Here is a 13,554-nt window from a genome sequence, read left to right on the forward strand (position 1 = left end):
ACAGTTGACTATCGTCGACGGGCAGGCGTGAGGCGATCGCGTTCATGGCTGACCGCGCCTGGCCTGCCTCTCGGCGACGGCATGCACCACACATCAATGAGGATGGAGAGGCAGGACCATGCACACAGGAAGATCAGGATCCCGGGCGCCCAGGATCGCGATGGCGGCGATGGCGGTCGCATTCGCGGTCGGACTCGCCGGATGCGGCGGCGAGGCAGCCGGAGATCCGGGCGACGACGAGCCGCGCATCCTCCGCATCGGATCGAGTGCGGCGCTGTCGTCGCTCGACCCCGCACGATCGGCGACGCCGGGCGTCCTCTATCTCACCCCGGTGTACGAGTCGCTAGTGCGGCGCGACGCCGAGGGCCTGCTGGAGCCCGGGCTCGCCACCGAGTGGGTGCTCAACGACGACGCCACGCAGCTCGAGCTCACGCTGCGCGAAGGGGTGGAGTTCCACGACGGCGAGCCGTTCGACGCCGAGGCGGTGAAGGCGAACATCGAGGCGGCGGCCGACAGGGGCGGGCAGATCGCGGCGCAGCTGTCGGTGGTGACGGATGTCGAGATCACCGGCGACCACACGCTGACACTCACGATGAGTCGCCCGGCAGCCGACATCCTCGGCGTCCTCGCCAGTGAGGCCGGGATGATGATCAGTCCGGCTGCCCTGGGCAACGACGACCTCGACACCAACCCCGTGGGCACCGGACCCTTCATCGTCGCCGAGCAGAACCAGACGGGCATCTTCTACGACGCCTGGGACGGCTACTGGAACACCGACCGGATCGGACTCGACCGCATCGAGATCCTCACCGGCATGGACGACGACCAGGTGCGGCTGAACGCGGTGCTCACGGGCGAGATCGACATGACGTCGGTGCGGTACACGCAGATCGAGGAGCAGGAGCAGCGGGCACCCGACACCGTGCGCAGCGTCACGGGGGAGCAGGCGTCGGTGGTCGGCATCATGCTGAACACGGCCGAGGGCGAGTGGGCGAACCCCGCGATGCGGCTCGCTGCGCAGCACGCGATCGACAGGCAGGGCATCAGCGATGCGCTCTACGGCGGTGGCTGCGAGCCGGTGGCTCAGCCCTATCCCACGTCCTACTGGGCGAACGACCCGGCGCTGGAGAGCACCGACGCCGCGGCGTACGACCCCGACCTGGCGCGGGAGCTCCTCGAGGAGGCCGACCTGATCGGCACGCCGGTGACCCTCTACGTCGGCGCGGCGACGCTGTACCAGAACATGGCCGCGGCGGTGCAGCAGCAGCTCAACGATGTGGGCCTGAAGGTCTCGGTGGAGTCGTTCGACACGGCCACGCTGAGCGACCTGCGCGCGAGCGGCAGCTTCGAGGCGTCGGTCGCTCTGGTGAATTCCGGTCGGCCCGATCCCGCGCAGTTCGCCCAGCAGTTCTACGCGCCCGACGGTGTGTTCAACTACGGGGGCTACGAGTTCGACGGCATCGACGAGCCGCTCGCCGCGATCAACACGACCGTGGATCAGGACGAGCGCGCCGGCTACATGCACGAGATCATGGCCGCGGTGCTCGAACAGGGCCCGACCATCATCCCCCTGTGCTCGCCGACCTCTGTCTGGATGTACAGCGCCGACATCACCGGCGTCGAGGTCGCCGTCAACTGGGACTACGACTGGACCTACGTGCAGTTCGTCGAGGACGAGTGACGGCGGGTCACCGTCGCACCCGCTGACGACGAGAGGGGGTGGGCCCGCACAGTGGCCCACCCCCTCTCGTCTTCTCTGCCGTGGAGAAGCGCGACATTGCGCTCCGTCACCAGAGGTCGACGCGCATCGGCGCCGCGGTGAGCTCCACGATCTCCTCGGCGGCGAAACCGGGAGCGGCCTTGCGGAGCACCAGTCCCGTCTCGTCGCGTTCGATGACGGCCAGATCGGTGACGATCAGGTCGACGATCGCTCGACCGGTGACGGGGTAGTCGAGCGAGGAGACGATCTTCGAGCGACCGTTGCGCTCGCAGTGCCGCATGGCGATGATGAGGCGTCCCGGGTCCACGACCAGATCCATCGCGCCTCCGATCGCCCCGCCGCCCATGGCGGGCGTCGTCCAGTTGGCGAACGACCCTTCGGGATCGACCTGGAAGGCGCCGAGAACGACGGCGTCCAGATGGCCGCCGCGCGCGATCTCGAAGGCGCGGACGCTGTCGAAGACCGACGATCCGGGGCCGAGGGTGATCGGTTCGCCGCCCGCGTTGTAGGCGTCGGGATCGGCGCTGTCGACATCGACCCGCTCCGAGTATCCGAGCACTCCGTTCTCCGCGTGCAGCACGATGTCGCGCCCTTCGACGAAGTCGGACACCTGCGTCGGCAGCCCGACGCCCAGGTTCACGTAGCTGCCGGAGGGGATGAGGTCCGCGATCCACGCCCCGACCTCCCGCGGCGTCAGGCCGGGCTTGCCGAGGTAGTTCCGGCGCTCACTCTCGTCTCGACGAGGACGCCACGCGGGAGTGCGCGTCTCGGAGGCGAGGACGACGCGGTCGACGAAGACTCCCGGCAGGTCGATCTCGTCGATGGGGAGCTGTCCGACCTCGACGATCTTGTCCACCTGGACGATGACCGTCTTGGCGGCCTTGGCCATGCTGGGGCCGAGGTTCTCGCTGCTGCCCCGGAAGGCGACGTTGCCGGCACGGTCGGCGGCCGATGCGTAGACGAACGCATAGTCCACCGGCAGGGGCTGCTCGAGCACGTAGTCGCGCCCCCCGAAGCTTCGCTGCTCTTTGCCCTGGGCGATCTCGGTATCCACGCCGACAGGACTGTAGAACGGCCCGAGGCCGGCGCCCGCCGCACGCAGGCGTTCCACGAGGATGCCCTGGGGGATGAGTTCCACATCGATGGGCACCGGGCTCTGATCCTGCGCGGAGCTGTTGGGCACGGCGGCGCGGGCGGAGAACGCCGCTTTGAGCGCGCTCACCCTGCCCGCGCGGACGAGCCGTGCGGGGTGCGCGTCGCTGACGCCGAGCGAGTTGCACACCAGGGTCAGGTCGCTGATGTCGCGCTCGGCGCAGGCCGTGATCAGGTCGACCGGGAAGTTGTGGCTCGCACCGAAGCCGGAGACCCCGAGGATCGCGCCGTCGGGGATGTCCTGCACCGCTGTCGCGGCGTCTGCAACGACCTTGTCCATCAGCCACGGACCTCGTCGACCAGGGCCTGCGCGGAACGACCGAGCATGCCGGTGTCGTTGCCGACCATGACGAAGTCGTAGCCGTGGTCGATGAGTCGCCGGGCGTCGGCCGCGCCGCGGGCGAGCGTGGCGACGGGAAGGCTCTTGGACTTCGCGACCTGGAACGTGCGCTCGACCGCGTCGACGACCTCGGGATCGGTGGGCTTCTTCCCCATCGTCATGGAGAGGTCGCCCGGGCCGATGAACACGCCGTCGATGCCCTCGACGGAGAGGATGCTGTCCGCCTGCTCCACGGCCCCGATCTCCTCGATCATCGGCACCCGCATGACGCGCTCTCGTCCGTCGCGGCGGTAGTCGATGTCCTCGTCGCGGGAGATCCCCCACCCTCCCGCACGCATGCCGCCGCCGGATCCGCGGGAGCCCGTCGGCGGGTGCCACGCATGGCCCACCACCGTGCGGGCTTCGTCCGCGTTCGAGATGTGCGGCCAGAGGATGCCCGTGGCGCCGGCGTCGAGGATCCGCTGCATGTCGCCGTAGCTGTGGTCCGCCACGCGCACGAGGGGAGGCAGCTCCAGAGAACGGGCGATGGCGATGAGCACGTTGAGGTCGGCGACGCTGAGCATCGCGTGCTCGGCGTCGAACACGACGAAATCGAACCCCGCCATCTTCATGATCTCGACCACCTCGATCGACGGGATCTTCAGGAAGGGCCCGATGGGGACGCGACCGTCCGACTGGGCGATGAGGTCCTTCAACCAGAGCATGGGCGTCTCCTCGGTTCGAGCGGCGTCGGTCGCCGCGGCAGGCGTTTGCGGGCTCCGATCAGCATGCACGCTTCCTCATCGATCGCGGCGCGGCCTTGCGGATCATGGATCCAACCCCACCCTAGAGGAATCTTCGTGGCTACGGTAGATGTTATATTGGATCCGATTTGAGGTGGTGACTGTGAGCATATGCCTGCTCAGGCGTCGATCGTGAGAGTCGATTCCCCCTCCGCTCCGGGCGGACGCTGGCAGTGGGCGATCGGGGTCCAGGCCGCCGGCAGCCAGGCGGCGTGGCAGGGCATCCGCCTCATGCTCGCGTACCAGGCTCTCGCCGAGACCGGCTCCGTCGTGTTCGTCGGGGTGGTCGCCGCCGTCATCGCTCTGGCGGGCCTCCTCGTGTCGATCCCCTCGGGTCGCCTCATCGATCGATTCGGCGGAGCCAGGGTCGCGTTCGCGGGCATGGCTGTCTCGCTCCTGTCGGTGGTCGTGGTCCTGGTCGCCCACAACGTGGTCGGACTCCTCATCTGCTCCGTCCTCGTCGGCGCCGGCTATCTGCATGTCGTGGTGGCGCAGCAGGGGATGGTCGCCCGGCTGTCGGCCGGCTCGAGCCCCGACGAGGCGTTCGGCACGCTCACCGCGGCCGCGTCGATCGGCCAGCTCATCGGTCCGCCGCTGGTCACGATGGCGGCCATCGTCTGGGCCGCCGACGCGGCCCACCCCAACACATGGGCGGGTTCGGCTGCGTGCGGACTCCTCTTCCTCGTCTCGCTTCCCCCCTCTTTCCGGCTCCGTCGTGCCGAGCGGCGCGTTCCTGCGCCGCGGCCGGCCCCCGGCGCGCCCGCCGCTTCGCTGCGCACGGTGATGCGGATGCCCGGGATCATGCGGTCGCTCGTGGTCGGCGCGGCGATGATCGTGACCGTCGACCTGCTCGGATCCTTCATCCCCGTCTGGGCGATCGCCAACGATGTGCCCGCCGACGCCGTCGGCTGGCTGCTGGCGCTGCGCGCCCTGTTCACCATCTCGAGCCGCTTCGGCATCGCCCGGCTGGTGGCGCGGTTCGGGAGGAAGGTGCTGCTGATCGGCACGCTGTCGCTCACGGTCGTGGCCCTCATCGCGTTCCCTTTCAGCAACGTGTGGTGGGCGATCCCGATCATGATGGCCATCGGCGTCGGCCTCGGTCTCCCCCAGCCGCTGACGCTCGCGTGGATGTCGTCCCTCGCCCCGGCGCACGCCCGCGGCGCCGTCTTCGGCGCCCGCATGACCGTCAACCGTCTCGCCCAGGTGACCCTGCCTCTGCTGGTGGCGTCGGTGGCGGGGCCGGCCGGTGTCGTCGCGGTCTTCTGGGTGACCGCCGGCATCCTCGCCAGCAGCGTGTTCGTGGTCGCCACCACGCACTCGGCGGCGCTGAACGAGCATGCATCGCCAGACGACGTCGACCGGGATGCCGGCAGCCCCGAGAGCGGCTGACGGCTCGGCGAAATCACGACGCACAGACCTCGACGAAGAGAGAGAGGAGACGCTCATGTCTCATGCCGATGTCCCCCGGTACGCGGAGCTGCGCACCCGCACCGATGGCCCTCCTGGATCGTCGTGGGGGGTGTTCGGCGAGAAGGACGAACTCGGGATGCTCAACTTCCTGACGCCGGAGATCACCCGCGACGCCGCGCGTCTGGTGCGCCGCGGCACGACCTTCAACCTCGACTATCCGATCAATGCGTTCGTCCCGAGCATCGCCGGTACGCGGCCGGCGACCGCGCACCACATGTTCGCGAACAACCCCAACCACCGCGACGACTGGCTCGACTCGTTCTATCTCCAGTCGACATCGCAGGTGGACGGCCTTCGCCACATCCGTGCCCCGCAGTACGGGTTCTACAACGGCGTCGCCGACGAGGAGGTCACGTTGGCGTGGCCCGACAAGCCCGCTCTCGGAGTGCAGCTGCTCGCCGAGACGGGGATCGCGTCCCGGGGCGTGCTGTTGGATGCGAAGCGGCACTTCGAGGTTGCGGGGGAGGAGTGGCGACTGGACCGTCCGCGGCACCTCTCGCCGGGCGACCTCGATGCCATCGCCGCCGCGCAGGGTGTGGAGATCCGGCCCGGCGACCTCCTGCTCCTCCATGTGGGGTGGGCGCAGTGGTGGCTCGGGGCCGGCGACGAGGAGCGCAAGGGCCGCACCGGCACCCCCGGCATCGCGCAATCCTTCGAGATGCTCGAGTGGATCTGGGATCACCGCATCGCGATGTTCGCCGCCGACAACTCCGGCCTCGAAGGGTCTCCGAAGCTTCCCGACAGCGGGCTCTTCCTCGAGGACGATCCGCTCCCGGAGAGGGGGCCCAACCACAACGGCGGCCTTCACCGCCACCTCATCCCGCTCCTCGGCCTCATCATCGGCGAACTGTGGGACTTGACCGCGCTCGCGGCGGACTGCGCCGACGACGGCGTGTACGAGTTCTTCCTGACCTGTTCTCCACTCAATGTGGTGGGAGGGGTGGGCGCGCCGCCGAACGCGATCGCGATCAAGTAGGCGATCGTCGTCCGCATCAGATGCTGTTCGCAATATTGGATACAGTTGACTGTTGATTACCGACGGGGCAACCAGTAGGTTGGTCCCCACAGCAACCCGACCCGCATGACGACGATCAGTCCCCGGGTGACATCAATGAGGATGGAGCAACACATGAGGCTTTCGCGCACGTTGACGCGCCTGACCGCGGTGGCGGCGGCCGTCGTGCTCGCCGCGGGGATGACCGCCTGCGGGCCCACCGACGGCACGGCGGCGCCGGGCGACGATGAACCGCGCGTCCTCCGCGTGGGGACCAGCGCCGCCTTGACCTCTCTCGACCCGGCCCGCTCGGCCGCTTTCGGCGTGGCCTTCCTCACGCCGGTGTACGAGACCCTGATCCTGCGCGACGCGGAGGGCCTCCTCGAGCCCGGTCTGGCGACCGAGTGGACGCTCAACGACGACGCGACGCAGCTCGAGCTCACGCTCCGCGAGGGCGTCGAGTTCCAGGACGGCGAGGTGTTCGACGCCGAGGCGGTGAAGGCCAACATCGAGGCGGCCGCCGACCGCGGCGGTCAGATCGCCACGCAGCTGTCGGTGGTCACGCAGGTGGACGTCGTCGACGACCACGCCCTGACGCTGACGATGAGTCGGCCCGCGGCCGACATCCTCGGCGTGCTCGCCAGTGAAGCCGGGATGATGATCAGCCCCGCAGCGCTCGGAGCCGACGACATCGAGACGAATCCCGTCGGCACCGGTCCCTTCACCGTCGTGGAGCAGAACCAGAGCGGGATCTCCTACGAGGCGTGGGACGGCTACTGGAACGCCGAGCGCATCAAGCTCGACCGCATCGAGATCCTCACCGGGCTCGACGACGACCAGGTGCGGCTGAACGCGGTGCTCACCGACGAGGTGCAGGTGGCGCAGACGCGCTACAGCGCGATCGAGGAGCAGGAGCAGCGCGCTCCCGACACCGTGGTCAGCCTCACCGGCAACCGGGCCACGGTCGTGGGCATCATGCTCAACACGGCCGAGGGCGAGTGGGCGAATCCTGCGATGCGGCTGGCCGCTCAGCACGCCATCGACCGGCAGGGCATCAGCGACGCGCTGTACGACGGTGGCTGCGAGCCCGTCGCCCAGCCGTATCCCACGTCGTACTGGGCGAGCGACCCCGCTCTGGAGAGCTCCGACGACGCGGCGTACGATCCCGACCTGGCCCGCGAGCTGCTCTCGGACGCCGGCCTGACCGGCACGCCCGTCACCCTCTACGTCGGCGCAGCCACGCTCTACCAGAACATGGCGGCGGCGGTGCAGCAGCAGCTGAACGACGTCGGCATGGACGTCACCGTCGAGTCCTTCGACACCGCGACGCTGGCCGACCTGCGCGCCAGCGGCAGCTTCGAGGCGAGCATCGCCCTGGTCAACTCGGCCCGACCCGACCCGGCGCAGTTCGTGCAGCAGTTCTACGCGTCCGACGGCGTGTTCAACTACGGCAAGTACGCGTACGAGGGGATCGACGAGCCGCTCGCGGCGATGAACTCCACCGCGGACCAGGAGCAGCGCGCCGCGAGCATGCACGAGATCATGGCGCGCGTGCTCGAGCAGGGCCCGCTCATCATCCCGATCTGCGCGCCCACGGACGTCGTCATGCACAGTGCGGCGATCTCCGGAGTGACGATCCCGGTCAACTACGACAACGACTGGACCTACGTCTACTACACCGAGGACGAATGACACGTGGCACGCGATGGGTTCCGCCGACGACGTGGGGGTGAATGAGCTGTGCGGTTGGCAGTGATCGGCCGGCGTGTGCTCTCAGGAGTGCTGGTCCTGTTCGGGGTGTCGATTCTGGCCTTCAGCCTCATCCAGCTGCTCCCGGGGGACACGGCCGCCGCGATCGCGGGCGAGTTCGCGACCCCGGAGCAGATCGAGGCGATCCGCGAGGAGCTGGGACTCAACCAGCCCGTCGTGGTGCAGTACTTCTCCTGGCTCCTCCAGGTGCTCCAGGGCGACTTCGGCACGTCGCTGGCCACCGGGCGCCCTGCGGTCTCGATGATCCTCGAGGCGGTGCCGCCGACCCTCTCGATCGCGGTGGTCTCGCTGACCATCTCCACCCTGGTGGGGCTCGGTCTCGGGCTGCTGGCCGCACTCAACCGGGGCCGGTGGGCCGACCACGTGCTCTCGTTCCTCGCGAGTCTCAGCATCGCGGCACCGGCCTTCTGGATCCTCCTGCTGCTGATCCTGGTCCTGGCGATCCTCAATCCGGTGTTCCCGGCGGTCGGGTACGTCCCGCTGTCGGCGGGATTCTGGCCGTGGCTCAGCTACATCCTGCTCCCCGCGATCGCGCTGTCCTTCACCCACGGCGCGGAGATCGCGCGCTACACCCGCGGGTCCGTGATCGACGTGCTGGCGTCGCCCTACATCCGGGCGGCGCGGGCGCGTGGGGCGAGCGGCGCATGGCTGTCGCGCCACCACCTGCTGCGCAACTCGGCGATCCCGATCGTGACGGTGCTGGGGCTCCAGCTCGGCAACATGCTCGGCGGGGTGATCGTGGTCGAGAGCGTGGCGGGCATCAACGGACTGGGCAGGTTCGCGGTGACCGCGGTGCTCCAGCGCGACTACATCGCGCTCCAGGCCTACGTCCTGTTCGCGGCGATCGTCATCGTGGTCGTGAACCTCATCGTCGACATCCTGTACACCGTCATCAACCCGAAGGTGCGCTCGTGACCACTGAACTCTCCGTCCGCGCGCCCAAGATCGCGCCGAAAAGGGTGCGTCGCGCGGCGGCCGGCACGATCAGGGGGCGCATGCGGCGGCCGGCGGTCTATCTGTCGGTGGGGTTCCTGCTGCTGCTCGTGGTCGTCGCCCTCCTCGCCGAGACGATCGCCCCGTACGACTACGCCGCCCAGGACCTGCAGAACCAGCTGCAGCCGTGGTCGTCCGAGCACTGGCTCGGCACAGACCACCTCGGTCGCGACGTGCTCAGCCGCCTGATGTACGCGACGCGGCTGACGCTCCTCGCGCCGCTGCTCTCCGTGGGGATCGCGCTGCTGATCGCCCTGCCGACAGGACTGTTCGCGGGATATGCGCGCGGGTGGGTCGATCAGGTGACCAGCCGGGTGGCGGAGGTCTTCCTCGCCCTCCCGGGCCTCGTGTTCGCGCTCGTGATCGTCGCCATCCTCGGGCGAGGGCTCTTCAATGCGATGCTCGCCCTCGGGATCGCTTTCGCCCCGGGGCTGTTCCGTGTCGTCCGGGCGGCCACACTCGGGGTGGCGGGGGAGACCTACATCGAATCGTCCCGCTCGATCGGGAGCTCGACGCTGCGCACGGTGTTCGTGCACGTCGTGCCCAACATCATGGCTCCGCTCGTGGTGCAGGTCACGATCCTGATGGGCATCGCGATCATCGCGGAGTCGGCGCTGAGCTTCATCGGCGTCGGCGCGCAGCCGCCTGCGGCGAGCCTCGGATCGATGCTGCGGGACGCGTACGACTTCCAGTTCCGTGCGCCCCTCGCCGTGCTGCCTCCGGGCATCCTGCTCATGGTCACCGTGCTCTGCTTCAACACGCTGGGCGACCGCTTCCGCGACGCGCTTCTGGGAGAACAGCGATGAACCACTCACAGACCCCGACCGACGTAAGGCGACCGGTGCTCGAGGTCGAAGACCTCTCGCTGCGGCGCGTCGGATCGGCCAACCCGGCTTCGCTGGTGCAGTCGGTCTCGTTCGACGTGCGACACGGCGAGTGCCTCGCCCTCATCGGCGAGTCGGGCTGCGGCAAGACGCTCACCTCGATGTCGGTGCTCGGGCTTCTTCCGAGCGCCATCAGCGTCGCCGGCGGTGCCGTGCGACTGAACGGCACGGACATCCTCGGCAGCAGCGAGGCGGAGTACGCGCGGATCCGCGGCAAGTCGATCGGCGCCATCTTCCAGGACCCGATGTCGAGCCTGGATCCGACGATGCGCATCGGCGACCAGATCGCCGAATCGCGCCGCATCCATCTCGGGGAGTCGCGCTCCGATGCGTCCCGCCGCGCCGTCGAGCTGCTCGATCGCGTCGGGATCACGAATGCGAAGAGCCGTCTCGGGTCGTACCCCTTCGAGCTCAGCGGCGGGATGCAGCAGCGAGTGATGATCGCCGCCGCGATCGCCTGCGAGCCGGACATCCTCATCGCCGACGAGCCGACCACGGCGCTCGATGTCACCGTGCAGGCCGGAGTGCTCGATCTGCTGCGCACGCTGCAGGCCGAGCTCGGTCTCGCCGTGCTGCTGGTCACCCATGACCTCGGCGTGGTGGCGGACTTCTCCGACCGCCTCGCGGTGATGTATGCGGGGCAGATCGTGGAGCGCGGCGCCACGAGAGAGGTGCTCGACGAGCTCCCCCTCCATCCCTACACGAAGGCGCTGTCGGCGAGCGTGATGCAGACCGCGCGGGCCCACTCGATCCTCCCGACCATCCCGGGCAGGGTGCCGTCGGCGGACGAGATGCCCCTCGGATGCCGCTTCCAGAAGCGGTGCGCGTTCGCCGACCCCGACCGGTGCTCGCAGCCGCAGGAAGAGGTGCCCGTCGGGCACGCGCGCACGTCGCGGTGCGTGCGCGTGCACGAGATCAACAACCTGGAGGTTCTGGCACGTGCGTGATCACACTCCCGCCGACGGCCGGAGCGCCGAGGTCGCCACGCGGTTCGCCGTCGAGGGCATCGGCCTTCGCAAGGTGTACCCGCTCCGGCGCTCCTTCTTCGGCCGCGTCACAGAGAGCGTCGTCGCCGTCGACGGCGTGAGCGTGGCCGTGGAGCCCGGCAGGACCCTCGGCATCGTCGGCGAATCGGCGTCGGGGAAGAGCACCGTCGCCCGGCTCCTCGCGAAGCTCGTGCCCGTCGACGACGGCGAGATCCGCTGGGACGGCGTGGACGTCACGGCTGCGCGCGGCCGGGCGCTGAGGCCCCTGCGCGGACGCACCCAGATGATCTTCCAGGACCCCTACGGCTCGCTGGATGCGTCCTACTCGATCGGCTATTCCGTGGCCGAGCCGCTGCTCGTGCACCGCAAGGCGAGCAGGGCGGAGGCCAAGGAGCGCGTGGCCGACCTGCTCGAGCGGGTGAACCTCGACCCGCGTCTGGCGGACCGCCGCCCGGGTGAGCTCTCGGGAGGCCAGCGTCAGCGAGTGTCGATCGCGCGTGCCCTGGCGCTGCAGCCCACCACGCTGATCGCGGACGAGCCGACCTCGGCGCTGGACGTGTCGACGCGTGCGGAGATCCTGAACCTCCTGCTGGAGCTCCAGGAGTCGATGGGCCTGGCGATCCTGCTGATCTCCCATGACTTCGCCACGATCCGTCACCTGTCGCACCGCGTCGCGGTGATGTACCGCGGGAAGGTCGTCGAGGAGGGACCGGCCGATCAGGTGGTCGACGATCCGCAGGATCCCTACACCCGGCGCCTGCTGGACTCGGTGCCGGTGCCGAACGTCGCCGAGCAGAGGAAGCGCCGCGAGAAGTTCCGCCTCGACGAGGCCGCGTGGCGCAAGACGAACCCGCCGGGAACCACCGGCACGCTCCGGCTGTGACTCAGGTCGCCGGCGCGGCAGCGGTGCTGTGCTGCGCGCGCACGACGCGGAGGGCCTGCTCGAGGCTCCGCTCGCGGCGTTCCGACACGATCGCCCGCACGCGCTCGACGTCGCGGGTCTCCACGGCGCTGATCACCGACTCGTACTGGCGCTGCAGGTGCTCGGGGTCGGGGGTCTCGTCGTAGTAGAGGGCGCGGTAGCGGTCGCAGGTGTCCCAGAGCTGGCTAAGGAGCGACGTGAGCAGGCGATTGCCGCTCGCGGAGAAGAGCAGGAAGTAGAAGGCGCGGTTGCGTTCGATCCGCTCGATGCGCGACTCGGTGGGCGAGATCTGCGTCAGGGTGGCGCGCATCGCCGCGATCGTCTCGTCGGTCAGCTGGGGGATCGCCTGCGCGATGGCCATCGACTCGAGCGTCTCGCGCAGCTCGTGCGTCTGGAGGAGATCCTGCTCGTCGAGGACCGCGACGACGTAGCCCTTGTGCTGGGTGTAGTCGACCAGCCGCTCGGACTGCAGCACGACCAGAGCCTCCCGGACGGGGAGTCGGCTCACGCCGAGCTCGGAGGCCAGCACCTCCTGGCGGATCGCCCTGCCCGGGGGGACCTCGCCTCGGATGATCCGCCGGCGCAGCTCGGTGAGCACCGCGGCCTGCGCGGTCACCGGCCTCTCGAACTTGCGGGTCACGGTAGGGCCTCCACATCCATCCGACTTCAACGGATCATGGATCCAACGTCGCCCCTCCAGGCTACCGCATCCACCCGCACGATCGCGATAACGGCGCTGACGGCGCCGACGCGCAGCAGGGGAAGGTCAGGCGTTCATTCCGGCGAAGCGATGGCCGCCAGCGCCCGCTCGTTGTGCGCGTGCACCACACGAAGGGCCTCGGCGAAGGCCCATTCCCGCCGCTCGGTCAGCAGCTCCTTCAGGCGCTCGCCGTCCCGCGCCTCGGCGGCCTCGATGATCGACCTGTGCCCGCTCACCTTGTCGACGGCCGACTTCTCCGGATAGTAGAGCGCGCGGTAGCGGTCGCACGTGTCCCACAGCTGGTTGAGGAGCGAGATCAGCCGGTTGTTGGCGCTCGCGGAGAACAGCGTGAAGTGGAAGGCGCGGTTGGCCTCGATGCGCTCCGACTTGCTGGCGGACGGATCGACGTGGAGCATCTCGTCGAGGATGGTCCGCATCTGCGCGATGTCCTCATCGGTGAGCCGGCCGATCGCCTGGTCGACGGCCACACCCTCGAGGATCTTGCGAAGCTCGTAGGTCTGCGCCAGGTCGTCCTCGTCGAGCACGGCGACGACGTAGCCCTTGTGCTGGGTGTAGTCGACGAGGCGCTCGGACTGCAGCACGACCAGGGCCTCCCTGACGGGGAGGCGGCTGACGCCGAGCTCGGAGGCGAGCACCTCCTGCCGGATCGCTTGCCCGGGGAGCACTTCACCGCGGGTGATGCGGCGTCGAAGCTCCTTCAGCACCGCAGCCTGCGCGGTGACGGGGCGTTCGAATTTCCTGCTCATTCCTACCTCTGATCCGCGCCATCTGCGCCGATGGGCCCTGTGGCCGCCAGCATATCCGACCGGTTCGGGGCGAG

Annotated in this window: 12 protein-coding genes; 8 read left to right on the forward strand and 4 right to left on the reverse strand. The window is 69.1% G+C overall.

Annotation, left to right across the window (positions count from 1 at the left end):
• Nucleotides 1-169: 169 nt before the first annotated feature.
• Nucleotides 170-1,681, forward strand: coding sequence for an ABC transporter substrate-binding protein (locus tag ACPWUT_RS01555; protein ID WP_425839936.1), 1,512 nt, complete (start codon nucleotides 170-172; stop codon nucleotides 1,679-1,681).
• Between the two features lie 106 nt (nucleotides 1,682-1,787).
• On the opposite strand, the gene ACPWUT_RS01560 is transcribed toward ACPWUT_RS01555, so the two are convergent.
• On the reverse strand, nucleotides 1,788-3,152 hold the full coding sequence (locus tag ACPWUT_RS01560) for a 3-oxoacid CoA-transferase (protein ID WP_425839939.1): 1,365 nt from the start codon (nucleotides 3,150-3,152) through the stop codon (nucleotides 1,788-1,790).
• Entirely contained in the window at nucleotides 3,152-3,916 is a 765-nt protein-coding gene (locus ACPWUT_RS01565; RefSeq protein WP_425839942.1) for an HpcH/HpaI aldolase family protein, read from the reverse strand. Before ACPWUT_RS01565 ends, ACPWUT_RS01560 begins: the two co-directional genes overlap by 1 nt.
• A 210-nt stretch (nucleotides 3,917-4,126) precedes the next feature.
• On the opposite strand from ACPWUT_RS01565, the gene ACPWUT_RS01570 reads away from it, so the two are divergent.
• The 7 genes from ACPWUT_RS01570 (at nucleotide 4,127) to ACPWUT_RS01600 (ending at nucleotide 11,974) form a co-directional block, all read left to right on the forward strand.
• Nucleotides 4,127-5,383 carry an MFS transporter gene (locus ACPWUT_RS01570; RefSeq protein WP_425839945.1) on the forward strand — a complete coding sequence of 419 codons (1,257 nt, stop codon included), beginning with the start codon at nucleotides 4,127-4,129 and terminating at the stop codon, nucleotides 5,381-5,383.
• A 55-nt stretch (nucleotides 5,384-5,438) separates the two neighbouring features.
• The gene (locus ACPWUT_RS01575) at nucleotides 5,439-6,440 is read left to right on the forward strand and encodes a cyclase family protein (RefSeq protein ID WP_425839948.1); all 1,002 of its coding nucleotides are present in this window, start codon (nucleotides 5,439-5,441) and stop codon (nucleotides 6,438-6,440) included.
• A gap of 153 nt (nucleotides 6,441-6,593) precedes the next feature.
• A complete protein-coding gene (locus tag ACPWUT_RS01580) occupies nucleotides 6,594-8,150 on the forward strand; it encodes an ABC transporter substrate-binding protein (RefSeq protein WP_425839951.1) in 1,557 nt (518 codons plus the stop codon).
• A 60-nt stretch (nucleotides 8,151-8,210) separates the two neighbouring features.
• Complete coding sequence (locus ACPWUT_RS01585) at nucleotides 8,211-9,143, forward strand: ABC transporter permease (protein WP_425842333.1); 933 nt, start codon at nucleotides 8,211-8,213, stop codon at nucleotides 9,141-9,143.
• Nucleotides 9,140-10,027, forward strand: a complete 888-nt coding sequence (locus tag ACPWUT_RS01590) for an ABC transporter permease (protein WP_425839954.1) — start codon at nucleotides 9,140-9,142, stop codon at nucleotides 10,025-10,027. The genes ACPWUT_RS01585 and ACPWUT_RS01590 overlap by 4 nt, the downstream gene beginning before the upstream one ends.
• On the forward strand, nucleotides 10,024-11,052 hold the full coding sequence (locus ACPWUT_RS01595) for an ABC transporter ATP-binding protein (RefSeq protein ID WP_425839957.1): 1,029 nt from the start codon (nucleotides 10,024-10,026) through the stop codon (nucleotides 11,050-11,052). Before ACPWUT_RS01590 ends, ACPWUT_RS01595 begins: the two co-directional genes overlap by 4 nt.
• Complete coding sequence (locus ACPWUT_RS01600; RefSeq protein WP_425839960.1) at nucleotides 11,045-11,974, forward strand: ATP-binding cassette domain-containing protein; 930 nt, start codon at nucleotides 11,045-11,047, stop codon at nucleotides 11,972-11,974. The genes ACPWUT_RS01595 and ACPWUT_RS01600 overlap by 8 nt, the downstream gene beginning before the upstream one ends.
• A gap of 1 nt (nucleotide 11,975) precedes the next feature.
• On the opposite strand, the gene ACPWUT_RS01605 is transcribed toward ACPWUT_RS01600, so the two are convergent.
• Together ACPWUT_RS01605 and ACPWUT_RS01610 are read right to left on the reverse strand one after the other, a co-directional pair.
• Nucleotides 11,976-12,653 (reverse strand): GntR family transcriptional regulator, encoded by a 678-nt coding sequence (locus ACPWUT_RS01605; protein WP_425839963.1) that lies wholly within the window; start codon nucleotides 12,651-12,653, stop codon nucleotides 11,976-11,978.
• A gap of 134 nt (nucleotides 12,654-12,787) precedes the next feature.
• Nucleotides 12,788-13,480 carry a GntR family transcriptional regulator gene (locus tag ACPWUT_RS01610; RefSeq protein WP_425839966.1) on the reverse strand — a complete coding sequence of 231 codons (693 nt, stop codon included), beginning with the start codon at nucleotides 13,478-13,480 and terminating at the stop codon, nucleotides 12,788-12,790.
• Nucleotides 13,481-13,554: the final 74 nt, after the last annotated feature.

The sequence above is a fragment of the Microbacterium sp. PA5 genome (assembly GCF_049860775.1).
Classification (GTDB): Bacteria; Actinomycetota; Actinomycetes; order Actinomycetales; family Microbacteriaceae; genus Microbacterium.

Excerpts from the sequence above, each read along its gene's own strand:
- ACPWUT_RS01555 (WP_425839936.1), top strand. The coding sequence starts at position 170 with ATGGCGGTCGCATTCGCGGTCGGACTCGCCGGATGCGGCGGCGAGGCA.
- ACPWUT_RS01560 (WP_425839939.1), bottom strand. The coding sequence starts at position 3,152 with ATGGACAAGGTCGTTGCAGACGCCGCGACAGCGGTGCAGGACATCCCC.
- ACPWUT_RS01565 (WP_425839942.1), bottom strand. The coding sequence starts at position 3,916 with ATGCTCTGGTTGAAGGACCTCATCGCCCAGTCGGACGGTCGCGTCCCC.
- ACPWUT_RS01575 (WP_425839948.1), top strand. The coding sequence starts at position 5,439 with ATGTCTCATGCCGATGTCCCCCGGTACGCGGAGCTGCGCACCCGCACC.
- ACPWUT_RS01580 (WP_425839951.1), top strand. The coding sequence starts at position 6,594 with ATGAGGCTTTCGCGCACGTTGACGCGCCTGACCGCGGTGGCGGCGGCC.
- ACPWUT_RS01595 (WP_425839957.1), top strand. The coding sequence starts at position 10,024 with ATGAACCACTCACAGACCCCGACCGACGTAAGGCGACCGGTGCTCGAG.
- ACPWUT_RS01610 (WP_425839966.1), bottom strand. The coding sequence starts at position 13,480 with ATGAGCAGGAAATTCGAACGCCCCGTCACCGCGCAGGCTGCGGTGCTG.